The sequence below is a fragment of the Siphonobacter sp. BAB-5385 genome, from assembly GCF_002261125.1.
Lineage (GTDB): Bacteria > Bacteroidota > Bacteroidia > Cytophagales > Spirosomataceae > Siphonobacter.
Genome location: NZ_NMPS01000178.1, coordinates 1 through 25,893 on the forward strand (window position 1 = coordinate 1; position 25,893 = coordinate 25,893).

General features: G+C 47.9%; 20 protein-coding genes. 11 read left to right on the plus strand and 9 right to left on the minus strand.

Annotation, left to right across the window (positions count from 1 at the left end):
- Positions 1–861 precede the first annotated feature (861 nt).
- The 6 genes from BWI93_RS17615 (at position 862) to BWI93_RS17640 (ending at position 6,722) form a co-directional block, all read left to right on the plus strand.
- On the plus strand, positions 862–2,007 hold the full coding sequence (locus tag BWI93_RS17615) for a DEAD/DEAH box helicase (RefSeq protein ID WP_094813633.1): 1,146 nt from the start codon (positions 862–864) through the stop codon (positions 2,005–2,007).
- A 6-nt stretch (positions 2,008–2,013) separates the two neighbouring features.
- Positions 2,014–2,454 (plus strand): cold-shock protein, encoded by a 441-nt coding sequence (locus BWI93_RS17620; RefSeq protein WP_094813635.1) that lies wholly within the window; start codon positions 2,014–2,016, stop codon positions 2,452–2,454.
- 25 nt (positions 2,455–2,479) lie between these two features.
- Complete coding sequence (locus tag BWI93_RS17625) at positions 2,480–2,671, plus strand: cold-shock protein (protein ID WP_094813637.1); 192 nt, start codon at positions 2,480–2,482, stop codon at positions 2,669–2,671.
- A gap of 605 nt (positions 2,672–3,276) precedes the next feature.
- Positions 3,277–4,194, plus strand: coding sequence for a ClpXP adapter SpxH family protein (locus BWI93_RS17630; RefSeq protein WP_094813769.1), 918 nt, complete (start codon positions 3,277–3,279; stop codon positions 4,192–4,194).
- 547 nt (positions 4,195–4,741) lie between these two features.
- Positions 4,742–5,896 (plus strand): multidrug effflux MFS transporter, encoded by a 1,155-nt coding sequence (locus BWI93_RS17635; RefSeq protein WP_255157937.1) that lies wholly within the window; start codon positions 4,742–4,744, stop codon positions 5,894–5,896.
- A 583-nt stretch (positions 5,897–6,479) separates the two neighbouring features.
- Entirely contained in the window at positions 6,480–6,722 is a 243-nt protein-coding gene (locus BWI93_RS17640; RefSeq protein ID WP_141217510.1) for an alpha/beta hydrolase, read from the plus strand.
- 66 nt (positions 6,723–6,788) lie between these two features.
- Here the strand turns inward: BWI93_RS17640 and BWI93_RS17645 are convergent, their stop codons facing one another.
- Positions 6,789–8,423, minus strand: coding sequence for an alpha/beta fold hydrolase (locus BWI93_RS17645; RefSeq protein ID WP_176454262.1), 1,635 nt, complete (start codon positions 8,421–8,423; stop codon positions 6,789–6,791).
- 179 nt (positions 8,424–8,602) lie between these two features.
- Positions 8,603–8,974 (minus strand): hypothetical protein, encoded by a 372-nt coding sequence (locus BWI93_RS17650; protein ID WP_141217511.1) that lies wholly within the window; start codon positions 8,972–8,974, stop codon positions 8,603–8,605.
- Positions 8,975–9,178: 204 nt separating this feature from the next.
- Between BWI93_RS17650 and BWI93_RS17655 the strand changes: the two genes are divergently transcribed.
- Positions 9,179–9,868: a hypothetical protein gene (locus BWI93_RS17655; RefSeq protein WP_094813645.1), complete on the plus strand. Its 690-nt coding sequence runs from the start codon at positions 9,179–9,181 to the stop codon at positions 9,866–9,868.
- Positions 9,869–9,982: 114 nt separating this feature from the next.
- On the opposite strand, the gene BWI93_RS17660 is transcribed toward BWI93_RS17655, so the two are convergent.
- The 3 genes from BWI93_RS17660 to BWI93_RS17670 all read right to left on the minus strand — a co-directional run bounded on the left by BWI93_RS17660 (position 9,983) and on the right by BWI93_RS17670 (position 15,794).
- Positions 9,983–12,661: a T9SS type A sorting domain-containing protein gene (locus tag BWI93_RS17660; RefSeq protein ID WP_094813647.1), complete on the minus strand. Its 2,679-nt coding sequence runs from the start codon at positions 12,659–12,661 to the stop codon at positions 9,983–9,985.
- 338 nt (positions 12,662–12,999) lie between these two features.
- Positions 13,000–14,319, minus strand: coding sequence for an MFS transporter (locus BWI93_RS17665; RefSeq protein ID WP_094813649.1), 1,320 nt, complete (start codon positions 14,317–14,319; stop codon positions 13,000–13,002).
- A 32-nt stretch (positions 14,320–14,351) separates the two neighbouring features.
- A complete protein-coding gene (locus tag BWI93_RS17670) occupies positions 14,352–15,794 on the minus strand; it encodes a mannitol dehydrogenase family protein (protein ID WP_094813651.1) in 1,443 nt (480 codons plus the stop codon).
- Positions 15,795–16,118: 324 nt separating this feature from the next.
- Here BWI93_RS17670 and BWI93_RS17675 point away from each other — a divergent pair, with 324 nt between their 5' ends.
- The 4 genes from BWI93_RS17675 to BWI93_RS17690 all read left to right on the plus strand — a co-directional run bounded on the left by BWI93_RS17675 (position 16,119) and on the right by BWI93_RS17690 (position 20,043).
- Positions 16,119–16,934 (plus strand): SDR family oxidoreductase, encoded by an 816-nt coding sequence (locus tag BWI93_RS17675; RefSeq protein ID WP_094813653.1) that lies wholly within the window; start codon positions 16,119–16,121, stop codon positions 16,932–16,934.
- Between the two features lie 388 nt (positions 16,935–17,322).
- The gene (locus BWI93_RS17680) at positions 17,323–18,231 is read left to right on the plus strand and encodes an AraC family transcriptional regulator (RefSeq protein WP_094813655.1); all 909 of its coding nucleotides are present in this window, start codon (positions 17,323–17,325) and stop codon (positions 18,229–18,231) included.
- Between the two features lie 183 nt (positions 18,232–18,414).
- Positions 18,415–18,867, plus strand: coding sequence for a hypothetical protein (locus tag BWI93_RS17685; protein WP_094813657.1), 453 nt, complete (start codon positions 18,415–18,417; stop codon positions 18,865–18,867).
- A 201-nt stretch (positions 18,868–19,068) separates the two neighbouring features.
- A complete protein-coding gene (locus BWI93_RS17690) occupies positions 19,069–20,043 on the plus strand; it encodes a DUF4886 domain-containing protein (RefSeq protein WP_094813659.1) in 975 nt (324 codons plus the stop codon).
- Positions 20,044–20,199: 156 nt separating this feature from the next.
- Here BWI93_RS17690 and BWI93_RS17695 read toward each other — a convergent pair whose 3' ends face one another.
- The 4 genes from BWI93_RS17695 to BWI93_RS17710 form a co-directional block, all read right to left on the minus strand.
- Positions 20,200–21,174 carry an aldo/keto reductase gene (locus BWI93_RS17695; protein WP_094813661.1) on the minus strand — a complete coding sequence of 325 codons (975 nt, stop codon included), beginning with the start codon at positions 21,172–21,174 and terminating at the stop codon, positions 20,200–20,202.
- 372 nt (positions 21,175–21,546) lie between these two features.
- Positions 21,547–22,494 carry an alpha/beta fold hydrolase gene (locus BWI93_RS17700; protein ID WP_176454263.1) on the minus strand — a complete coding sequence of 316 codons (948 nt, stop codon included), beginning with the start codon at positions 22,492–22,494 and terminating at the stop codon, positions 21,547–21,549.
- A gap of 654 nt (positions 22,495–23,148) precedes the next feature.
- The gene (locus tag BWI93_RS17705) at positions 23,149–24,291 is read right to left on the minus strand and encodes an acyltransferase (RefSeq protein ID WP_094813663.1); all 1,143 of its coding nucleotides are present in this window, start codon (positions 24,289–24,291) and stop codon (positions 23,149–23,151) included.
- A gap of 173 nt (positions 24,292–24,464) precedes the next feature.
- Positions 24,465–25,820: a serine hydrolase gene (locus tag BWI93_RS17710; protein WP_094813664.1), complete on the minus strand. Its 1,356-nt coding sequence runs from the start codon at positions 25,818–25,820 to the stop codon at positions 24,465–24,467.
- Between the last annotated feature and the right edge of the window lie 73 nt (positions 25,821–25,893).

The window sequence follows — 25,893 nt, forward strand, 5'->3', positions numbered from 1 at the left end:
GTATTCAAATGCTTCTTCGACGTTGTTGCTATTGTCTTAATCGTACCAGAGTGGAATTGAAATATCATGTACGTATACTCGTAATCCAGGACTGCTCTTTGTCTTAATCGTACCAGAGTAGAATCAAAACTTTAGCAAGGCAGCTCAACGACTGACGCAAACCCCTACGGATTGCAACGCAAGTGACTGAAGTCGTCCATCGAGATTAGGTTGTAATCGTCCTCCAGGCAATCAAACAAAGCCCCACTTCTCACTTGCAGATTACACTACTCCATACGATCAATCACTAACAGAGATTTGGTAAGTCTTCTCTTGACTTCCTTAACGAAACACCCTTTCACTCAACCTGCTGCTTTTCGCTGAGTCCAGTCCTGTCATTCTTGTAAAATCAAACATTTTTGATCGTATTCGTTAATTAATGCGTACCTTTACGAAATAATAGGTTTCTGCCTTTGCTTTTGCTGACATAGTTTAGGATCATTCTTTCCTCTATCACCAGTTTTCGCTCTCTCAGCTACCGCTTTTTTTGCACTTAAACGGTTTTTCGGGCAGTTGCTGCCAGAGGCCAGATGTTTCGAATTTGCTTCTTTTTCTCACTTGATCCGGTTTTTATAGCCATTGCCTGCCTGGCTGCTCTCTGGCGAGCGACTTGCGTTTCTTAACTCACCTAACGTATACGTATCCCCAGCGTAAATTTTTAATTGATTTTCTTAGGTCTACTCGTATAACGATAGGTTTGAACGTACCGCCTCCTTGATAACGCCATCCCGACATTCCTCAAACCGCATCAAATTTACCTATATACCACAGGAAACCATTAGCTCATACTTTACTTACCGGCATACGATTAAACCATAGACCATGAACTTTCAAGATTTAAATTTAATTAAACCTATACTCCGGGCCTTAACCGATACAGGTTATACGCAGGCTACTGAGATTCAATACACGGCCATTCCACCGGTTCTGCAAGGCAAGGATATTATTGGTTGTGCCCAGACGGGCACGGGCAAAACAGCCGCTTTCGCTATTCCGGTCCTCCAGCTGCTGAGTCAGAAAGCATCCGCTAAATCCGGCATCCGGGCTCTGGTCCTGACGCCCACGCGGGAACTGGCCATTCAAATCGATGAAAATTTCCGAACCTACGGAAAATATCTGCCTCTGAAACGGCTGTCCATTTTTGGTGGGGTGCCTCAGGGGAAGCAGGTAACAGCGTTAAAAAAAGGAGTAGATATTCTTATTGCCACACCGGGCCGACTCCTGGATTTAATGCAGCAGGGATTCGTAAGCCTTTCTCAGTTGGAAATACTGGTTCTGGACGAGGCCGACCGTATGCTTGACATGGGCTTTGTGAACGATGTCAAGAAGATTCTTACGAAGATACCGGCGGCCAAACAAACGCTGTTTTTTTCAGCGACTATGCCGACTGCAATTCGTAAATTTGCCAATACGATTTTACGCCGTCCCGTCGAAATTAATGTAACACCGGTTTCGTCCACGGCCAAAACGGTCCAGCAGTCGGTGTATTTCGTGGAGAAGAAACAGAAAACGGGCTTACTTGTTACGCTGTTAAAAGATACTTCCATTCGCCGTACCCTGGTTTTTACCCGCACCAAACACGGAGCAGACAAGCTGGTCAAACAGTTGGCTCAGATGGGTATTCAGGCAGCGGCCATTCACGGCAATAAGTCTCAAAACGCCCGGCAGAAAGCGTTAAACGATTTCCGGGATAGCCGAATACGAGTACTGGTGGCTACGGATATTGCCTCTCGGGGCATTGATATTGACGAATTACCCCACGTCGTAAATTATGAAATTCCCGAAGTACCCGAAACGTACGTGCACCGTATTGGACGTACCGGAAGGGCGGGATTTAACGGGGTCGCCGTTTCCTTTTGTAATTCAGAGGAAAAGGCAGACTGGATGAACATCCAGAAATTGATAGGCATTCGTATGCCTATGATGACGTACAGCAACCCCGCTGGGGAAGCTATTAACCATAAATGACCAACTATGAGTGAATCTTTTTCGAAGAAAGAAAATCAGAAGAAAAAAGCGAAGAAGAAGCAGGATAAAGCTCAAAGAGTAGAAGAGCGGAAGACCAGCAATAATAAAGGCAAATCGATGGAGGACATGATGGCCTACATTGATGAAAATGGCAATCTGACTTCTACGCCGCCGGATATCCGCAATCGGAAAGAAATTAATCCGGAAGATATTCGCTTAGGAGCGGCTGCCATTATTCAGGAAGACCCGCAGCGAACCGGCATTGTAGCCGTGTTTAACGAAGCTAAAGGTTTTGGGTTTATCACCGATGATGAAACCCGGGAAGATTTGTTCTTCCACTCCAGTCAACTGGCACAACCCGTCAAACAGCGGGATCGCGTCACGTTTGAAAAAGAAAAAACGGCCCGAGGATTCAGTGCCGTTCGGATCAATAAAGTAAGTAAATAATAAATCAGTTAAACCATCTATTTTCATGCAAGAAGGAATCGTTAAATTCTTCAACCAAACCAAAGGTTTCGGATTCATTACGCCCACCGAAGGTGGCCAGGATGTCTTTGTTCATATTTCCGGTCTTACGGATGACATTCGTGAAAACGACAAAGTGGTTTTTGAAGTAGAAAACGGCAAAAGAGGCCTTAACGCCGTAAACGTACGCGTCGTTTAGGTATCTGCGATGACTACGCTGATCTGGGTAACCCAGTTTAGCACCGAGTACAAGAACTCCCGAAGTGAAGCGATGGAAAGCCGCTACTTCGGGAGTTTTTCGTTTTTAAAGCCTATCGCAGCAAAACCGGACCTATCCGGTTGATTACTTCTTCGAAGCAGTCCTGACGGTTTCCACTTCAATTTAGGTTGGGTTGAAGATCGGCCGAATCTACGGCTCTAAGAAGTTTGTAGGGGTGCGAATAAGAGCCGTAGATCCAGTAAGGAGGGATTTTAATCCGTTCTGCATTAAAGACCAGTGCTGCATTTATGTAACGATTGTTTGCTAGTCAGGTTTTCCTGACTCATTGACTCTTGCCTTCTGAGTTTTGATCTTTGCATCGAAAAAGACATTTGTCCGAAGCCAAGGCTAAGGGTACGGCCAGCTGGTACCTCCAGTACGAATCAGTAGCCCCTCTTTCGCGTCAACCGATCGCTGAGAAATTGATGAAAACTATTTTACCCACGTCTCTACAAATCGATAAACGTGCTGAGGCTATTTCACTGTTTATCCTTCTCCTGCTTTTCCTTGCCTGTTATCATTGTTACGCTCAAATCCCAAAAGCCATGAATACAAATCCCTTGTTATGCGATCCCGAGACGGGCGTTTGCGAAATCCCTGGACAAGTCGAAAATAAAAGCCTTGATCCCATCAAAGCAGAAGATAAACCCGTTAAAATCATTTATTTCACCGACCCCATTTGTTCATCGTGCTGGGGAATCGAGCCGCAGTTAAGAAGATTGAAACTGGAGTATGGCCCATCCGTAGCGTTTGAGTACCACATGGGTGGATTACTTCCCGACTGGAGTTACAATAGCGGCGGCATTAGTAAACCCTCCGATGTTGCTCATCACTGGGACGAAGTAAGTGCTCATTACAAAATGCCCATTGATGGCGATGTATGGCTGGAAGACCCGCTGGACTCTTCGTATCCGCCTTCCATTGCCTTTAAAGCGGCTCAGCTTCAGGATGAAAAGAAAGCCATCTCCTTTTTACGGTTACTCCGGGAAATGGTATTTCTGGAGAAAAAGAACATAACCAAATGGGAGCACCTGGCCCATGCGGCTACCCTGGTGGGCTTAAACGCAGAAGAGCTCAGGCAAGCATATGAGCACCAGGCCCAGGACTTATTCAAGGCAGATCTGGCCCTGGCCCGTCAGATGGGCGTTCGGGGGTTTCCTTCCATTTTCGTTACGAATGCGGCGGGAAAACAGGAGTTCATATACGGTGTTAAACCCTACAGTACGTTTGAAAACGCTATTAAAACCGTTTATCCTTCCATCGAAAAGCGTGCGTTTCATTCCTCCTGGGAGAGTCTGTTCCAGCACTATCCCACCCTCACGATACGCGAATTTTCCGAACTCAGTAACTTGCCGCTGACAGAGGGAGAGGCTATTTTGAGAAAATTAGCCAGTGAACATAAACTTAATGTAGTTCCTTCCAAAAATGGTCCCCTTTTTCAAAGGGTCGATTATAAACGCTAAGGTGTAGTCAATCAAACGGAGGGCATGATTAAAGAATCATGCCCTCCGTTTTTACGTATACCGCAGTAGCATTTCTGAGCAGATAGCACAGAAAAACCATGCCGGCCAGGGATGCCTTGACAAGTACGAGCGGAACGTCGAAAATGCCAGTAGATTTAGCCTTATTCAACCCTCTGACTGATTCGTACCTGATCGGGTTCTAAAGGCTTTCGCTTGCTCACCATTTGTACTACAGACCTCAAAGCGAACTATGCTGGCCCTGGGTTTAGATGCGTGCCCTTTCTTCTGCACGCTTTCCCAAAGCAGGTAAGGCTTTCGGATACGAGTTTTAGGGAATCATGTCAGCTATTTTACCCGTATTGAAATTATTAAAGTGAAATATTTGTATATCCATAAGTCAGAACCCGCTTTTGTACCTTAATCTTTCTGACGAACTGGTCTTCTCCCTACAACGAGTATTTCAATCCGTTCCCATGTCTCGCAAAACGTATGTTTCCTAATCCTGATTTTAGGTAGCCTTACGGCATTAGGACCCTTTTCCATTGATATGTACCTGCCGGGCTTTCCGGCCATTGCCAAAGATTTGCACACGACGGCGGCGAAAGTCTCGCTTTCGCTGTCCGGATTTTTTATTGGTATCTCCGTCGGACAATTATTGTACGGACCCTTACTCGATCGGTTTGGGCGGAAGAAACCCTTGTACGTTGGACTGGTGATCTACATCCTGGCCTCGGCGGGCTGTGCATATACCGAAAGTATCGATAGTCTGATTTTCATGCGGGTCATTCAGGCCATTGGTAGTTGTGCGGCTTCGGTTGCTTCCATTGCCATGGTCCGCGATTTGTTCCCGGTGAAGGATAACGCCAAGGTATTTTCGCTACTCCTGCTCGTGGTAGGAGCTTCCCCCATGATTGCCCCTACCGTGGGTGGCTACGTTACTTCGGTATTTGGCTGGGAAATGGTATTTATGATCCTGATGGGGATGGGACTGCTGATTTTACTGGCCGTTTTCCTGTGGCTACCCGATAGTTACCAGCCCGACTCCTCCATTTCCCTGAAGCCGAAACCCATTCTGCAAAACTTCTGGAAGGTCTTACGGGAACCGCAGTTTTATACCTATGCCTTCACGGGAGCCATTGCCTTTGCCGGACTCTTTGCCTACGTTTCCGGTTCGCCCATTTTATTTATGGAAGTCTTTCATACCGACGAAAAGGTGTACGGCTGGATCTTTGCCTTTCTTTCCGTGGGATTTATCGGGTCAAGTCAGGTCAATACGTTAGTGCTAAATAGATACAAGAGCGAACAAATTGTCAGAGTAGCCCTGATGAGTCAGGTGCTTATCGCTCTGACTTTTTTAGTGGTAGCCTTGAACGGATGGCTGACGTTGCCCATTACGCTTGTTTTTCTCTTCCTGTTTTTAAGCTGTATTGGGTTTACCAATCCTAATGCTTCCGCCTTGTCCTTAGCCCCCTTCGCTAAAAATGCGGGTAGTGCCTCGGCGTTGATGGGAGCCGTACAAATGGGCATGGGAACCCTGATCTCGGTGTTAATGAGTCAGTTTGAAGAGCCCTCGGCCTTACCGATGGTGGCTGCCATGGCGGGTTCTGCCAGTCTCGCCCTGATTGTGTTACTGGTGGGTAAGAAAACCATTAAACAGCAAGTGGAAGTGCAACAGGACGCGGAAGCAGCCTTTTTACATTAACCTCGACTCTCGTTTTACGTATTGAAGGGATAGTGCTGCGTTCACCTTTATAAAACCAGCTCATCCTATTTGTATGCTTTGTATGCAAAAATTACAGGTAGTATCCGTTAAAAGACGAGTAAAGGTTTCCAGACTTTTCAGTATCCGCTCCGTCACCGTAATGATTAGTTGATACCTAGATCTGTTGCAATGAAAGTCAAACGTGAACATACGGTCGAGCGATTACAGCCGCTGGATTTAAAGCTCAAGGGCTTTAAAATGTACGAGGGGCATCCGTCTTCGCCGTGACTACCTGACTATTCGCGTCGGGACTTTTATAAAATAGGCCTTTCCAGTGGGGAGAGTCTCTTTCATTAAGCCGATCAAACCTTGTTCGTCCGGTAGCATAGTCTGTTTTTTGCTACCCCGCAAATCCTGTATTCCTGGAAGTTTAAATCCGGTCTGTTCACCCAGGCTTTTAGTAAAGAGTCTTCAGGAATCGCCTTTTTCAGCAAATGCTGGAAGTGCTACCGGACGCCCCGCGGACAACATCCGAACCCGGATAATAAATTTCTGTACACGGGGCTCAGCCTAGCCGTTGTTTTTGACAGCCTTCCATCGGACCGATCACTTACTAACGCAGCCCTTATGCATTTGGGTAGGTGACAAAATCGGTGGCTTTGGTTCGTATCGGGACAGTTTTGAACTGTACAATAAAGCGGCCTCTACCTCCAAAAAGATTCATGTGGTGGCTGGAGCCGTCCATTACGATCTGTACGATGATCCAAAGGCTACGGGTGAGGCTATTGAGCAGCTTATTCCCTTTTTCCGCGAAAATCTGGGATAACTGAAAAAGAAGCGAGTAGGGTGCACTAAGACCGTACTCGTTCATAAAACTTTAGTGTTCAAACAATTATTCACCTAAAAAGGAAAGTACCAATTGGTTAAGTTTTTGGGGTTGTTCAAAAGGCAAATAATGGGTAGCCTCCGGGAAAATTTCCAGTCGGGCGTTTTTGATCAGTTTTTGCATCAGCTGGCTATGCGATTCCAGAATGACATCGTTCTGACCCGCGATGAGTAATACGGGACTATTGATTTTCTGAAGATCCGTTGCCGTCAACTGCGGCTGGGCAAGCATCAACCGAAGCAGGCGATGATCCCCGGAATTCTGCTTTACCTGGTTTTTAAACATCGTCAGTACTTCTTCTTTGATTCCGTCGGGCGAAAGATTGGCCCCAATAGCGATGAGTTTCCCTACTTTTTCGGGATAGCTCCGGGCAAAAGACAGACCCGTATTTCCACCGTCGCTCCACCCCAGAATATGTACTTTGGGAAGGTTTAATTGGGCCATTAGTTTAGTAAGATCGCTGGCAAAGGTGTCGTACGTATAGTCAGCGGAAGATTGATTCGTACTTTTCCCCTGCCCTCGCGTATCTACGGCAATCACCCGATAGTGTCTGGACAAAGCCGGAATTTGCTGGTAAAAATCGGCTATACCCCCGTTGTTCCCGTGCAACAAGACCAGTGGATCTCCTTGCCCATAGGTTTCATAGTACAGCTTGGCATCTCCCAAATCCGCATAGGCACCACTGGAATCCTGCCCATAGCGGGTCTTTTTTGCTGCTTCATAATGTTGGTATACCTGCAGCATCGTACGGGTCATTGCGTCCGGCTCTTCTAAAGATTCGGTTGAACGGTCGGCTGGCGTTTCCGTCGTATGTTTCGCGTAACTGACGGCCACGTTGGCAATAAAAGTACCGGCGTGTTTTTCCCAATCCCCCTGACTTTGATAGCGGAACAGTAACTGATTCGCGAGCGATTTTTTGGCCGATAATCCGAAGATGAAGTTATCCTGAGCAGCAGCCGTATGCTGAACGAGTTGCAGGGTGAAGGCAACTTTCCCCGTCCGGGTTGCTCTGAGCTGGTAGCTGGAAAGATCGATGGTTTGCCAGCCGGTAGTCGTGGTTTTGTAGAGGATCGGCGTCTGTTGTAAAGATTGGCCCGGGGTCCCGTTCGAAGCCTCGTAACTATTGAGCTTCAGGGTAATCTCGGCGTACTTTGAACTCGGCATGATGTAAAAATTGAAGGCATTCAGCCAGGCCTCCGGCGGTACAGTTAGCAACATGCCCTGCTCAACGGCAGGAGCGTGCTGATCGAACATCCTCGAAAACGTAAGCATCGGACGTGACTTTTCGCCCACTACTTTCGCTTTGTTTTTTTTGGCTGAAACGACTAACGTTTGAAGCACCCGGGCATTCGGCTCTAAAACCACGACCGATTCGGGTACGGCGGGAAAAGGGGCGATGGCCTTATCGTGATAACCTACGGCACTAAAAATGACTTCAGCGTTCCGTAAGGAATCAGCAAGGGTCAGTTTAAAATGGCCCTGCTCATCGGCTAAGGTACCAATCGGCGTACGTCGGATCCCAATGGCACAATACGGAATGCCCTCACCCGCCTGATTCACTACTCGACCCGTCAGGTTCGTCTGAGCGAACGATGAATAACACCACAAACTAAGGAAAAGAAGGAAGATACTATTTTTCATACCATTCATACTTGCCAAACGAACGAGTGATTACTGAAGCTTTTGTTGACCAAAAGCTTCAGTAATGACTCGTTCACTGATCTACGTTCCAGGCCGAATAATCCAGGAAAGATCCTCTGGGAGCGAAAACGCTTGCATTAAGTGAATCAATCAGGCCATTAAGTACTGGAAACTACCTCTTATTTATCAGCACCTACAAACCTAACATCTATTGCTCCAGAAGCCTGCTTACCTTTGACCGTGACTTTATACTCGGCTCCTTTCTGATTCACCAGATGGATTCGCTTTTCTTCCAGCGAATCAATTTTCTTACTGAAAACAACCGAGGAGGGCGACTGAATGGAAGCCTCTAATTCACCGCTGGTTTCTTTGAATTGGTACGCGAGATAGGTATCATTATCCGGTACCCGGAGCGTAAAACTTTGCGTACCGTTTAGTTCTTTGAATGCTGCCCGGGTTCGTTCAGGGGTTGAAGAGCCTTGCCAGTTTTTAGTGGAAGTACAGGAATTAAGCAGCAAGGGTATGGCAGCGTATACAAAAAATCGTTTCATCGTGAAGGTCATTAAACGGGTTTAAATACGGATCAAGTTACCTTCCAGAGATGAAGAACCGCCTCTCAACGTTGCATTCGCCTTTGACAACTGCCTTGTTTTTTACGATCCCCTGCGTACCATTCCGATAAAAATCAGGTGGCGTCTTACAACGCAAAGCAGATAATCAGGGTCTTAGAGAGAATCTTTAAACCAATGTTCCGTATGCGACTTTTTTCGACCGGCATTTCTTTATTTTTTCTGTTTGCTCTCATGGCTTGCTCGAAAGAGCAGCTGGAACCAATCATCACGGATCCTCCCGTTCCAATCACAGTCAAGCTCGTCGCTCGTGATACCATTCGGCAGGGAAGTTATGCGGGAGTGGGCATTCATAGTTTCGTCGATGAAGTCTATACGGTTCTCGAGCAGCATCGGCAGCAAAAGTCCTTGACGTATCTCAGTCAGGTCAATACGTATTTCTCCGATGTTACCGACCTTAAAAATCGCCTTCGTCAGTTTGATTGGCTGACGCTGGATGAATCATACGATACGGATTCGGGCGTACAGATTGAACTAGCCGCAGGTAAGGTCAAAAGTTTAACGCTCAATAATCGCCGCTCCTTAAGCCAATGGCCCGAGGCGATCGATTCCAAAAGTGTTCTGCAACCGGGTGACACGCCCGAGCAATTGTACAGTAAACTGGTGGAGCTAAGCAAAAACCCGGCTTATGCCTCTAAATTTCAGAAGATGGTGCTTACCTCCCGGTACAGCTATGCTATCTACGATCCCGTTAAGGCCCGTTTACCCTGGACCTTGGTTTACCCAAAAGATAACCGCTCGTTCGATCAGGTACAGATTCATTTCCAGGATAAGCAGGTAGCTTTTATTACCCTAGAGCGGTTTGAGAAACTTTAATTGATCCGAAAGTCCGTTTTAGTTGGGCATTGAGACCTTCAAACGGGACAAATAACGCATTAAAAAAGGCAGTGTTCCCTCATGAACACTGCCTTTTTTAATGAACGTGTGTGTTTACTGCACAATCCACTTGTGCGTCACTTCCCCGACACGTAACAGATATACGCCAGGCTTCAGAGACTGTTTAGGATAGATCCGTAAGCTCTGATCATTGATCGATTCTTTCCTACATCCTAAGTTTTGTCCCTGCAACGTAGCGAGTTGAATATCAGCATCTACACTGGCTTCCACCTCCACAAAATGACCATTGGATGGGTTCGGGTAGATCAAGTCCGTTCCACTCATACGCACGGATACGGGACGGTAGGTATTTTTACGGCCATCCTCATCCACCTGGGTAAGGCGGTAGTAGCTGAGTCCTTTCAAGGGTGCCTGGTCGTAACTTACGTACGCTCGTCCATGGTTACCCGCTGCTTTCACGAGGGCAATGGCTTCAAACGTCCTGCTATCTTTGCTGCGTTCTACCAGGAAGTGAGCGGCATCTTTTTCAGCAGCAGTAGTCCACTCCAAACGAACGGTTTCCAATTGCCGCGTAGCAGTAAAGGAGAGAAGACGAACGGGCAATGAACTTTCCGGGAAATAATTATAAAAGACGGAAACGGCTTTACCATCCAAATTGGCCAACGCAATATCAGTTTTGAAATCGCCATTAAAGTCGCCTGTTACCAGGGATACAGGACCATAGCCAGCGGTGTAGGTGGTAACCTCAGAAAATCCGCCATAGCCATTTCCTAAGCCCACCAGAAGCTTATTATCCGTGTAGCTGGCAACGGCAATATCAAGCTTGCGGTCTCCATTGAAATCACTTAAGACAACAGATCGGGGGTCGTATCCCATATGGATTGAGCTTTGGGGAATAAATCCACCCTGCCCATCGCCCAAAAGAATAGCGGTATTCGGTGAATCGATATTCATGACACCCACGATGTCCTTACTTTGATCGCCGTTAATGTCACCAATAGCTACAGACCAAACACTCCCCGAGGTTGGATAACTAACAGGCGAGGCCCATTGGCCTCCTCCTTTGTTTAGGAGTACGGATATGCTGCTCGCATCAGCCGTAACAAGGTCTGGTAGATTATCCCCATTCAGATCCTCCACTTTCACTTCTTTCGGTGCATTGGGTATCGTTATCTTCGTAGGGGAGGCAAAGGTCTGATTGCCCGTATTACGCAGGATAAATACGGCAGGACTGGTGACATCGGCAATTACCAAGTCGGGCCGCTGGTCTCCGTCCAAATCACCGGAAGCAATAAAGAAGGGATTTGAGGCTCCGGCAATCGCATACGTTGTTTCGGTAAAGGAGCCCTTACTATCCCCCCAAAGGACAGTCAGACTTTTTCGAATCGGGTTGATGGTTATGATATCCAGGTGACCATCTCCATTCAGATCGGCTGAGGTCAACGCCTTGGGATCCGTTGAATAACCGGCCTGATACGTCTGAGCTTGCAAAAAGCCGAGAGCCCCAGCCTGCCCGGTCAGCAGCGACACCGTACTTGCAAAACGATTGGCGGTTACCAAATCAGGTACTCCATCCTTGTTATAATCATTAGCAGTCAGGTAGCTAGGGGTATTGGGCAAATTGAAGACCGTAGCAGAACCAAATCTAGCCTCACGGTTACCATATTGAATACCTACACTAGAGACTTCTTCAAGGGCGGTCACTACATCTGGATAACCATCCTTGTTGAAATCTGCCAGGGCCACACTCGATGGATTTATATCTAGTTGATAGACTTCGGCTGCGGCGAACTCCGTATTTCCCTTTCCTTTGAAAACTGCCAGTCCATTGGCGACTCGTAACGTAGCTACAATGTCAGGCAGGCCATCTTTATTTAGGTCACCCACGGCTACTGACGAGAGTTCGCCTCCCGCCTGTAGTTGCCCTACTAGAGAAAAGCTTCCCTTGCCGTCTCCCAGTAAGATAGATACCCTGCCAGACAGATCTGCCGAGAGCAGATCCAGATTCCCATCCTGGTTTATATCTGTTATTTTGACAGCTACCGCTGGTCCAGTTACTGCGTAGTTCATGACTGGACTGAAAGCTGCATTTCCTAGCCCTAACAAGACCGAAACATTGCCCACCAGATTTGCAGTGACAATATCGGGCTTCGCATCTCCATTAAGGTCTTCAACGGCCACTGCTTGCGGACTATCTCCTACCGTTATAGTAAATGCCGTGGCAAAACTTCCTTGTCCATCGCCTAAAAGGATGGACACACTAGCAGATAAGCTATTCGCTGCAACCAGGTCCAGATTACCATCAGCATTAAAGTCAGCGATCGCCAACGATTGGGCGTTTGCTGGCACTGGCAATGATCGGGCTGAACTAAATTCACCTTTCCCATTACCCAGCAGGATCGAAATCGTTTTATCCCCAGAATTTGTGACCGCTACGTCAGGATGCGTATCATTATTAACATCCCCAACCGCTACCGATGAAGGATTTTTTCCAACGCTAAGGTGAACGGGAGCGGCAAAATCCCCGTTGCCTTTCCCTACTAATACGGAAACCGTTTGGGAAGCGACGTTGGCCGTTACAATATCTGCGTTCCCATCGTGAGTTAAGTCCGCTACAGTCACATGGCGGGGGGCGGCTCCCGTTTCATAGGCTTTATAAAAGCTGGGATTTAAGGTTTTAGCGAAATTCTGTCCATGAGCGGACTGGAAGGTGAAGTAACAGAAGGCAACCAGTAGGAGAGACTGCTTTTTGAAGGTAAAGGATTTGAGCATAAAGTGTAGGGACAACCCAAAACAATGGTGTGATTAAGACGACAAAGCTAGCCATATAATCACGCAAATCCGGTTATTTACTGCTTTGCAACCCAATTTAAACAGATATTTAGGTCTGTCCTCTTTGTGGGTACTTCACCTGATTCGTCGAAAGCCATATGCCGTCTGATCGAATTAAAAGTTTAACCTGATCCAGGAATCCCGAACCTGTCAACGGACATTTCATCGAAGCACCCATTGCTCTCATCCATTACATGATCTCTGACAGAAGTTAATGACTACGTAGCACTAACCCCATTCCACTCTTACAAAAGAGCGAAAAACGATATAAAATCACCTTAAACCAACTGATCCTGTTCCCGGATCCGATACCCGAATACGGCATACGCCAGCATCACCAACTCACACAAAACGGTAAGCGACCAGGTCCAACGCCAGGAGCCGAACAGATCGGCTAATCCGCCCTGAATCAGGGTAAAAACGGCCCCGCCAAAGACGGCGGAAATAAATACGCCGGACGCTTTTGAGGTATATTTCTGTAATCCCCGGATGGAGAGCGAATAAATACAGCTCCACATCGACGAGTGTAACAGACCAATGGCTACTAAAAACCAGAGGTTTTGGGCAACCATGGCGAAAACGGCCAGTAGCGTCGCCAGAACCGTAGTGACAATCAGTTGCGTTCGGGCCGAAATAGTGGTGAAAAAGCTGGAGATAGCCCTCCCTACTAAAAACCCTCCCCAGTAAAGCGTAGAAAGCAAGGCGTGAATACCCAAATCCAGTCCGGCAATAGTTAAATCAGTTCGACCAAAAAACGTAATGGGATGACCGGCATCCATGCGTTCGAAGGCATACAGGTTGATATTGGCACCGATGGCTACTTCCGTTCCCACGTAAAAAAAAATAGCCGCAACTCCCAAGACAAAGTGGCGGAACGACCAAATGCTTCGTTCCAGTTTTTCGGTGGATCCGGCTCGGGTATTTTCCAGGTCGGGAATGTGGAGGCGACTCGTGATCAGAATTACCGACAAAATGGTGATTATCAACAGACTCAGGGGTACTAACAATTGCTGAATCTGAATCCGATCCATGGGAATTCCGCTGAACATAACTACGGTTACAAAAAAAGGGGCTGACGTCGTACCGATGGAATTAATGGCCGTCGTAATATTCAACCGCTGAACAGGCTGGGTTCCCCGTAACGGGTAAGACGCTACGTAAGGATTGACCACCACCTGGACTACTGCCGCCGAAGTGCCCATCAGATAGGAACCCAATAAAAAAATAAGGTAGCCGGTCGGGATTTGGGCATCGGTCACGCTAAAGGTCCAATTGGGAAACTGATCACTTACCAGCGAAGAAGTGAAATACATGAGCAAGCCCGCGATGGTAAATCCCAGGCCTCGCAGGATCGTCTTCTGATACCCCACGGCATTCACCCACCGACTGCCCAGCGTCCCATTGATCAGGTATCCGGAAAAGAAGAAAAAGGAAATGAGCGTTGTTAGCGTATTCCGTAAACTTCCGGCATCCACTAACAAGGTAAATTTTAGCGGAGCCTGAAGCTGTTCGTTGATGGTAGTTAAGAATCCAATGATAAAATAAATGAAGGTAATGATCGCAAAGGGTACGATGCTGGGCTGAGATTTAGATTCCATACCTGTTCAAACTAGAATGCCTGCGGGATGCGTTAGTGGAGGATCGATACCAGGGTCGCTTTTACCCCTTCACTCTGAATGCGTTTGACAAATGCCTGATACGGTCCGACAAAGCTATCAACCACACCCAGGTTTAGGCTTTGAAAAGCAGAAAGGCGTAAAAATTCAACCGGATCTTCACTTGCAATAACCCGCTCATCTTCGGTCGTTAGCCAGGGTTCGGCTATGTCAAAAGTCTGCCCACTACCATCCGTTTTATACTTGAGGTAATGTCGGTACGAAGCGAATGAGAAGGCCAGCCGCGTCAGATCTTTCTGATCCCGAATCATGTGAGCCAGATTGGGCAGGATGTACACGGGAAATTTGGAAATACCATCGAAACACAGTCGGCTTAGCTGGTCACTGACCGACCGATTAGCAAAACGCTCCACCAGCGTTTGTTTGTACAGCTCCAGATTGGTATTCCCCGGTGCGGGAACGTAAGGCGTAACGTCCCTATCCATAAAATTCCGAACAAACTGGACGAAGACCGGATCATGCATGGCATCGTCTACTTTACGGTACCCGGCTAAAAAGGCCGGATAGGACAACAAGGTATGCGAAGCATTCAGCAGGCTAAGCTTCATGGTTTCGTAAGCACTTACATCTTCGGTAAATTCGACTCCTACCCGCTCCCAGGCGGGCCGACCGGCCATAAAATCATCCTCAATCACCCACTGAATGAAGTCCTCACAGTACACGGGTACCTGATCATTTAACCCACTTCGGGTATTGAGCCGCTGGACGTCTTCGGGTAAGGTAACCGGGGTAATTCGGTCCACCATACTGTTGGGAAACGTCACGTGGCTTTTCACCCACTCGGCCAGTAAAGCATCCTGGGCTTCGATGAAACTCAGAAACGCCTTCCGGGTTGTATATCCGTTATGTTGCAGGTTGTCGCAGGATAGAATCGTCAGGCCCTGATGACCAGCCGCTTTACGCCTGCGTAGTCCTTCCGCAACAAACCCAAAGACCGTTTGGGGTTGAGCCGGAAATGCGAGGTCGTGTTTAACCCCTTCGTGCTCAAAATTAAAGGCCTGCGTAGCTTTATCCAGATTATAACCTCCTTCGGTAATCGTCAGTGTAAGGATACGAATGGCTTCATCGGCCATTTTATTGAGTACTGCCTCCGGGTCCGAGACACCCCAAATCACTTCGATTAAAGCCCCAATGACATACACTTGGTCCTGACCCTCGCGTCCGCAGACGGTGAGCGAATATTCGCCCTTTTGCTGGGTCAATTTACGAACCAGAGCTTCGTCTGAGGGAAGTAGGGCAACGCCGCAAATGCCCCATTGCCGCTGATCGGGCGACTCAAGTACCTGATGGGTATAAAACGCCTGATGGGCCCGGTGAAAGTTTCCCACGCCAATGTGCAAAATACCCGCTTCAATGTCGCGACGGTTGTAGCGGTAAGAAATGACAGAGGTGTTCATACGCGTGTTTAAGGTAGGATTGTAGAATGCACGTTAAAAACCATATTCCAACGCCGGGAAAACGCTAGACAACAGGAACCTTCCTAACCCACACACCTATCAGGCGTTGGTTTATAATTGTGCAGAACTGAGCAATCGTCATTAGTGAATCCTGTCCAGCGATGGCATCAAAGGGATTCACTCCCCCCAACATTCCTGACTTTTCGGAGCTTCGAATCAGTCTGCTGTTTAAATCCGGAAAAAGCATACAATCTCCCGGAATTCGTATGACAGGTGTCCCGCCACCTCAGCCCACCTTTGCAGCATCACAAAAAAACAAAGAGCATGAACCAGACGATTTTAATTACCGGTGCCAGCAGCGGCTTAGGAAAAGAGACCGCCCAATTATTTCAATCCAGCGGATGGAATGTCATTGCCACCATGCGAAACCCCGAAAAGGAGACTGAACTACGGAACTTGCCGAATGTATGGGTAACGAAACTTGATGTGCTGGAGCCAGCGACCATCGAAAATGCCATACGCGAAGGGCTGGAGCAATTTGGAACCATCGATGTGCTGGTGAACAACGCGGGTTATGGAGCGTATGGCCCCCTGGAATCCATTCCCCGGGATAAAGTCATTCGTCAGTTTCATACCAACGTGATAGGGCTCATTGACGTTACGCAGGCTTTGTTGCCGCATTTCCGCCAACAACAGAGCGGTATGATCCTGAACATTTCGTCTACGGGCGGGAAAATGGCTTTCCCGCTGGGCTCCCTGTACCACGGGACTAAATTTGCCGTAGAAGGTTTCTCCGAATCGCTAGCTTATGAACTGGAACCTTTGGGTATACGGGTGAAACTCATTGAACCCGGTGCCATAGCGACTAATTTTACGGGCCGCTCCCTCGACCTTAGCGTGGATGAGAAGCTAACCGAGTACCAGCCTATAATTGCCAAAGCTTTAACCTCTTTTGACACCCTCTTTCAACAGGCCTCCAGTCCCGCAACCATCGCCCGAGTAGTGTACCAGGCGGCTACCGATGGCTCCGATCAGTTACGCTATTCCGCGGGTGCCGATGCAGCCGTAATGATCGATCAGCGTCGGCAGTTATCCGATGAAGACTTCCGCCGGGAAGTTAAAGTGATGTTTGGCTTGTAAAGACAACAGGGCTTTTAGTCGCTTATAAGCATGTAAGCATGCGGTTTTCGTCCTGTAGATACAGCTGGTCTTTTAGTCCGTATCGAGAACGTCGCACTTTTCCTGCTACTCGTGTCCATCGCATTGCGAATGGACTCATGCCATGGAAATGATCAGGTGTGGCGAGGTCCAGCCTGGAAGGCTCAGGGGCTATCGAACAGCCGTGCCTACAGGGCCAATTGCAGTCTGGGTCGATAACAAAGCTTTAAAAGAACAAAGCTTTCGATACGAAGACATTACCAAACAGGCGTGCTTGCGAAGACAAATGAGTCTATTCGAAGCAACGTAATTAAATGATTGAACTCTACGGTGACGTATATTGCGACAGCGGTTAAACCTGACCTAACTCATGCAGGAATTTATTCATTTTGCTACCCTTGCAGACCTGCTCCGGTTCTTCGGGTCGGGACCGCATCAGCATCCCCTGGTGGCGGTACTGGATTTTAGCCAGGTAGAACAGCCTCCGCAGCAAAGCGTCAAGCTCTCGGCTGATTTTTATTCCATTATGTTTAAAACTTATCCCAGTAATCACATTCGGTATGGCCGCAAACTCATTGACTTTCAGGACGGATGCCTGATTAGTATGGGACCAAATCAGGTTATTGAAATGGATATACCGGAGGAGATGTCCGATGATTTGGGAGGCTGGGGTTTGTACATTCATCCCGATTTGATTCGGGGTACTTCCCTTCATACCCGGATGCAGGATTTTCATTTTTTCTCCTACGAAGTGTCAGAAGCCCTGCATTTGTCCGAGAAGGAAAAAAGTATCCTCCTCGGTTGCCTGGGTACCATTCAAGCCGAGCTACAGGAAAACATCGATGGGCACAGCCAGCCGATCCTGATTGCCGCCATTGAATTATTTTTGCAGTATTGTGACCGCTTTTACGGAAGACAGTTTATTACCCGCCAAACGTCCCACCACGGTGTAGTCATCCAGATCGACAAAATTCTAAGTACTTATTTTAAGCAGACGGCCATTCGCGAAACGGGCTTGCCTACGGTAAAATACCTGGCGGAGGTCGTACACCTGTCGCCCAGCTATCTGAGTGACCTGCTCAAAAAAGAAACGGGCAAAAACGCCCAGGATCACATCCATTACCACCTGATTGAAGCAGCGAAAACGATTCTGTTAAGCACGGAAAAATCGGTGAGTGAAATTGCTTATTCCCTGGGCTTTGAGTATCCGCAGTACTTCAATAAACTCTTCAAACAAAAAACAGGGCGGACTCCAGTGGAATTCAGAAATCTGAATTAGATCGCTTGGGAATGACCGGGTTGCCACAATTTTACAATGATAAAATTTTTATTGCCAGCACTATTTTTCCTTTTAAACCTGAAGAGTTCCGGGCAGGATAAAGACATAACGATTTCCTTCGAAACGCCTATCCAGGCAAGGCTTTACCCCTACGAGGGACAAAAGCCGGTATCCGCCTTTATTATGAAGGGAATTCTCAGTACCGAAGAAACCTCGGCTCAGTGTGAAACGATGTATGGAGAGTTTAAATTCAGGGTAAACCATCAGGGGCAAGTCGATAGCTTACTCGTGCTTGGCAATCTCAGGGCTTATACCATTAACAAAATCAGCAAAGGTATACGCGAAACTTCAGGTCATTGGAAGGGATTGGATCAGGATACGTTCCAGCCTTTTCGATGGTTTACCTTTCCTTTTTATTCGTTTACAGTAACGGGTGAAGCGGCTTGTGAAAAGGCTCGGCCGTCTCACGAAAATTTCAAACGTAGTTTAAGCTTACTTCAGCAATTACCGTATACCGATCAGGGCTTACTGAGGACGAAGGACGGCTATTTGATTCAACCGGGCTATACCTATCCAATGGATAAAAATGAGGGATTATTTTTCTTCCGGGACTATTGGTTTCACCCAATAATTTAAAAAACCGTTTACATTTTAACGTACTTTCTTCATGCTATCATTTCCTTGCCTGCTCGAAAGTAAAAGCATCAGGCATTACGCATCTGCCCTTCAGGAATAGCATTATATGAAGCACGGTGTCTTATCTTCGCGGTTGAACAAGGCATCCAAACCGCTGACAGAAGGACCTTGTCCATCCATTTGTAAACCTATTCTTGAAAAATGCCTGAACGTAAACATCCCCTCAATTGCTCCAGCACCCATTCCAGAGCGGTCTATCTGGTTCTATTTTTATTATTGGTACAAGTCGCCTGGGGCCAATCCACCTCGAAAAAAGCAGACCGCCATGCCTTACGTTTATTCATGATTGGGAATAGCTTCTCCCAGAATGCCTCCAAATATTTACCCGAACTCAGTCAGGAAGCCGGCCACACCCTGATTATTGGACGAGCCGAACTCGGCGGCTGCTCGCTCGAACGGCACTGGGATCACGCCCAGGCGGCCGAACGAAATCCGGAAGATCCCAAAGGCAAACCCTACCACGGTAAATCCCTGAAAATGTTGCTTGCCGAAGGCACGTGGGATGTCATTACACTGCAACAGGCCTCCATTCTCTCGGGAAACCTGGAAACCTACCAGCCCTATGCCCGGCAGCTTTACGAATACGTGAAGAAATTGCAACCGCAGGCCAAAATTGTTCTTCACCAAACCTGGGCTTACCGCGTGGATTCCAAAGACTTTACGCAGATTGGCAACGGACAGTCCGCCCGCAGTGCCCAGCAGATGTGGGAAAAATCCAGAGCCGCCTATCATGCCACGGCCAAAGAGTTAGGCATTCCCCTGATTCCCAATGGCGATGCTTTCTGGGCCATTAGCTCCGATCCACAATGGGGATATAAGAAAGATACTGAATTCAATTTCGATCACCCCAGGCCCCCTGCCCTACCCAAGCAGAATCACTCCCTGCACGTTGGTTACTTCTGGAAGCAGGACGAGTTAGGCTTTGATTCCCACCATGCTAACGCCGCTGGCTGTTATTTAGGCTCCTTGGTCTGGTACAGCTTTCTTTTTCAGGAATCCCCGCTAAAACTTTCCTTTCACCCTCAGGAGGTCGATGCGGATTTTGCGGAGCAGTTAAAAAAGACGGCCTGGAAAACCGTTTCCAGCCCAAAGAAAAAACAACCTGTTTTAAAATAAAATCACTTTTCCTGCAAAGCCAGTACTAGAACAAGCTGTCAACCAGACACTCACATTAAGAAAGTCTGGTTATCTACGTACTGATCTTACTAGGGCAAGGATTCCGGCCTGCGACCCCACGCGATCGCCACGCCAGGATCCTTGCCTTTTTAGTAGTCAATGGCCCTTAATGGAATGGGGCTGATAATCTTCTTCCAGCCGCTGAATTTCCTCGGCAGTCAACTGCACCGAGACCGCAGCCACGGCGTCTTCCAGATGGCCAGGCTTACTGGCTCCCACAATCGGAGCGGTAATGACGGGCTTGCTAAGCATCCAGGCCAGGGCTACCTGAGCATTGGGAAGGCCCCGCTGCTGGGCCACTTCCGTCACCCGATCGGCAATGCTAAAGTCTGCTTCAGTGTAGAGGCTTTTGCCAAAGGCATCCGTACGGGCTCGTTCGGTTTCGTTACGCTCCCTGCTGCGTCCGCCCGACAACAGACCCCGTGCCAGCGGGGACCAGGGAATTACGCCAATCTGCTGATCGGCACAGAAGGGTAACATTTCCCGTTCTTCCTCCCGGTACACCAGGTTGTAATGCGGCTGCATGGATACAAACCGGGTCCAGCCGTGCAGATCGGCGGTATACTGGGCTTTGGCAAATTGCCAGGCATACATCGAAGAGGCTCCGATGTACAGGGCTTTCCCCGCTTTAACGACGTCGTGCAGAGCTTCCATTGTTTCCTCAATGGGCGTCTGATCATCCCAGCGATGTATCTGGTACAGATCCACGTAGTCCGTGCCCAGACGCTGTAAACTGGCGTCAATGGCGGCCATGATGTGTTTACGCGACAGGCCACGCTCATTGCGTCCGGGGCCCATGGGGTTGTATACTTTGGTAGCCAGAACTATTTCTTCGCGGCAGGCCAATGCTTTCAGTGCCCGACCTACCACTTCTTCACTTTTGCCGTTGGAGTAGACATCAGCGGTGTCAAAGAAGTTGATCCCCAACTCCAGAGCTTTTTGGATAAAAGGGCGACTTTGCTCTTCGTTTAAAGCCCAGGGCCAGCGTTCCGTGGGCGTACCGTAGGTCATGGTTCCCAGACAGATCCGGGAAACCACCAGACCCGATTTACCTAAGCGAATGTATTCCATACGTGTGTACCGTTAGTTTGAATACGTCATTTTGTAAAAAAGAACGGCCAGTCAGGGTGAAGGGAATGGCTTTTGAGATTGAAGGGACGAAACAGAAACGTTTATTAACTGTATCAAGGCAGAAACCTGAGTATGAACTTCTATTTCTATACGTTTATAATTTTAACAGTAACAGCTTTTGAAAAGAAGCGTATCTGAATTTCTCAAAACATCGGATTGTTTACTCAAATTTCTTGGAACCAAGCGTAAATCCTGTCTTTACACCTGTTTGGAACTTTCAAGATTGCAACCTATTGGTTCTGCCCGGCTCTTGCCAATTGTAGTAACCAGCCCAACCTCAGATACGGGAAGCATTCACGGACAAGCATTCCTCTACTGCCGCTTTTTAACATTTCCCATAAAGCGAAAGACCTCCTGAAAATAAGGAATGGTGTAAACGTTCGACTCCAGATAAATTTCATGACCCGCTCCCTTTACCCGGTAAAATTCGAGGTTACGAGCCCGATTGGCAAACGTGAAATGACCTTTGGGATCTACGTAGCCATCGCGTTCAGCCTGAAACAGTAAGATGGGAATGGTAATCTTTTCAACGTTTGTTCGCTTAACGACCGAGTGCGTTAGGTCCATCAGGGTGGAAGCCGTCGCCCAGGAGGCCCCAAAGCTTGGATGCTGCGTGAGGCCCAGCGTGTACCGATGCCAATACGCTCCTTTCTCGTCGCAGTAAGTCGCTGGGATGAGCGGGTGATAGACTTTATCTTTCTTCAGATCAAAAGCCCGGGCTCCCAGGGCGTAGGTACTTCCCTTTCCCAGAGACACCAGAGTCCTGGCAACGGGATCGCCCGCAAAATCCGGAATACCTTCGATCAATAGTTTAAATAGCGGCGTATTCAGAATCAGGCCATCTACCAGTTGGGGGTATTCTTCCAGGGTACGGGCAGCAATACCCCCACCCATGGAATGCCCGTAAAGAATGGTCTTTTGACCGTTGGCTTGCGGGTGAACAATCGTCGCGATAAAAGTTTGCAGATCATCCACCCACACGTGGTAGTCGCTACAATGCACCAGGGAAGAATCGCTCGAAGCCCGCGAGGAGCTGCCATGACCAAAATGATCCAGAATAAATACCTGATACCCCTTTTTCAAACAGTAATACACCATCTCCTGATATTTTTCCTTCCGCTCCGTAAAGCCGTGGGAGATGATAACATTGCCTATGGGTGCTGCTAATCGGTATTGATGGTAGGCAATCCGGCGGTCCTGATGAGTGAAGTAACCACTGGTCTGACGGGCTTTCACGTACGGTAACACAAGGCTATCCATTTGCCTGGCGTACTGACGCTGAGATAGATACAGAGAATCGACTGGAACGTTCAGGTTTAGCTCCTTTTGCCTGGCGGAACGTTCATCGTAGCCGTTATAAAAGGTGTATATCCCTGCATAAACCAGAAATAAAAGCAAAACGGCAAGTGCTGCAATTAGATAAGGCCGGGTGAATAGTCCTTTTTGGTTTAGTGTCGATGATAGACCAGTGCTGTTCATGGCTAGGTTTTCTGGCTGTTCAGGGGTTGAGGTCGAATCACGTTACACGTACGGTAAGCCAGTGATTTATAAAAAGTGGTAAGAACTTCTGTGAGGCGTTAAAGTAAATGAATCAACGCATACCAACCCGCCTTTTCTGGATTAACTTATGAAGAATTCACGCAGCGACCACTCTATCTCTGCAAAAGGTTGCTTTTCAATTGATTAAATAAAATTTCTCCAGGTCCGGGAATGATCATACGTAGCCATAAGGCTTTTTACCATGATTTTGTTTACTTAGGGATAGGCTCCTTAGCTAACCGGAAATTTATCTGGATACTTCCCCTAATCAGGAAGCATCAACGGATCAGTGGAGAATTCGACATCGCTTGACCGGCCCCGGAAACGGTTCCTTTTTCATCGTTAAGTAACCGACTTTCTGGCCGGAACCTTAGCTCATCGTACTACCCCCACATGGGGTACCTGAACCACCGGAGTGGGCAAAACCTTGTGACGGAGTTGTAAGAATGGCCGCTCAATCGCGATGTGCATAAGATAAGCGACGCCCACCGTTAAAAGCGTGCAAAGCAAAAACATGGCGTTACCATCCTTCGCCAGCCCCCATTCGCCAGCATAGCGTTGGGTCAGATGAATTACAATTTTGTGACTCAGGTACATGCTATAGGATAATTCCGCCAGCATTCGCCAGAGCTTTCGCCCGGGAAACTTCTGTTTGGGTAAAAGGATTAACGATAAAACGATAGTTCCGTAGCCTAACGCAACGATGGGAAAGCCCACAAGCGTAGCTGTAAAGGAAGCGAGGTCGGTACAGATTAAGGCTCCGGCAGTTAAAACGAGCAAGCCGCTCACTAAAATGATGGCGGCGTACGGACGTAATTTTTCCAGCCCGCCCGCCCGATACTGATGAAGAGCCGCTAAACTAATCCCTACCAGCAGCCCATCCAACCGGGTATACGTTGGGAAATACACCCAGATGTACCATTGACTGTAGCTGCCTTCCTGATAGTCCTGCACGTAGCTCCAGGAGAGGTACCGGATCAGTACGCCAAAGCAGAAGAATCCAAACAGCACCCACTGGCCCAGGTGGTACAGACGAAAATGTAGTAAAATCAGCAGAAGCAACGGGAAAAACAGGTAAAACTGTTCTTCCACGCACAAGGACCAGGCGTGAGAAAAGGCACTATGATGGAGAATGTCCAGGTTTATATTCTGGGTAAAAGTCAGGTATTTATAAAGGGGAGCCAGCGTTCCGCGTTCCCGCACCAAGGGAAAAAAGTAGTAGAGGGCTAAGACAAACCCATAGGCTGGCAGGATTCGGAAAAACCGTTTGATGAAAAAAGTCTTTAGATCCAGCGTGTGCCGCTGACTGATTTCTTCCAGCAAGGGCGTCGCAATCAAAAAACCACTCAGCACAAAAAACAGATCAACGCCCGCCCAGCCAAAACTGCTGCTATCCGTAATCCAGGCAGGTGACTTGAACAGTCGACCATAGTGAAACAGATACACCATCGTGATGGCAATACTTCTCAACAGGTCCAGGGATACAAAGCGATTTTTGAAAGCGGATTGATTCGGCATGTACGGATTTCAAGGGATACGACTCATTCATCCGCTTGCCTAAACGGGTGAAATCCGGCTATCAACCTCTTCCCAAAGGTTTTGGCTACACTAGATCAACCCTTTACGAAACGGTGTATTCTTCAAACAGCAAGGTACTTAAAATACCCCGACCCAGCATAGACGCGACCCACTCATTTTACTTTTTCCCAGGTACTATCCTTGCCGTGTTCCCGAAGTACAAAACCGCTTACTTCCCCGGAAGCTTTTTTTTTAAAGGTCACGTAGTTATTAAAGGTCCAGACGAAAAAATGACCGGGGCTCGTAGCGTGTAAGGCTAGCTCGGGCATTTGACCAGACGTATGCCCCAGAGCATAGAGCCTCCCCTGCCTTACTACAATATCGATAGCGTACTTTTTATTTAGTCGGTATGTTCCTACGTACGATTCAAGTTCATTTTGACTCAATTCGACTTCCTTTCTCTCCTGCCATAAATCATAGGGTTTACCGAATGCCATACTGGATAGGTCCATGACTATTGGAAAGATCGAATCGGTATAGGTACCAAAGTTGTTTAACAGAATGATCGTGAGGTCTTCGGTTGGATAATAGATGAATTCAGCCATGAAGCCCGGATAGCCCCCCGAATGCCGGACGTAGCCTTTGTTTTCATAGGTTCCGGTTTGCCAGCCGTAACCTTCTTTAAAAGCCTGCTTCCAGGTTTTTTCGGCGAGAAGCTGTTTGGCAGCCACGGCCCTGGCCCATTGAAACAAATCCCGGGCCGTGCTGTAGATGCCCCCGGCGGCATACAACACGGTCGAATCAGGATGCGGGTATGCTGACACATGCGTACTCGTTAGCGTATCATATCCAAAGGCCCTGGCACCAGCCGGCAGGTTCAGATAGTCAAAACCCGAATGGTTCATGCCCAGAGGTTGAAAAATCAGCTCCCGCATTGCCTGCTCATAAGGTTTACCAGTCGCCTGTTCAATGACCAGACCCAGTAGAAAATACCCCGAGTTATTGTAGCTAAACTGTTTTCCGGGAGTGAACGCCAGAGGTTTGTCCTGCATCAAATCAAAAAAGAGTTGTCTGGAAATGGGATGACAAACGATCGTGGAATCTTCCTCATCAATCAACTCGGTGTAATTAAACAGACCCGACGTATGGTTCATCAGGTGATGCAGCTTTATCTGATGGCTATGGGGGAAGTCAGGAAGGTATTTGCTGAGCTTGTCCTCCACTGAGAGTTTTCCCTGTTCCTGAAGTTTTAAAACCAGGGCCGACGTAAATGATTTGGTAACTGATAAAATCGGAAAGCGGGTGGACGTATCATTAGGCGTGGGCCTGCTCACCTGAGCAAAGCCATAAGCTTTGTGAAGGATGACCTCTCCCCGGTGGGCCATCAGGGCGACCCCGTTAAAGCGGTAGGCCGCCTTCGCTGATCGCAGGTATTCGTCCGCCTGATGAGGTAGGGTTTTGAGGGGTTGAGCAACTACTGCTACGTAGGAAGTAAGTAGAAAGGTGACCAGACTAAGCATTCGTTTCATACAAACGTCTTGATTGATTTCAGGCCCAAATAGGCGTGAATCGAAGCAGAAGTCTACTCAAATCCGGATTTGA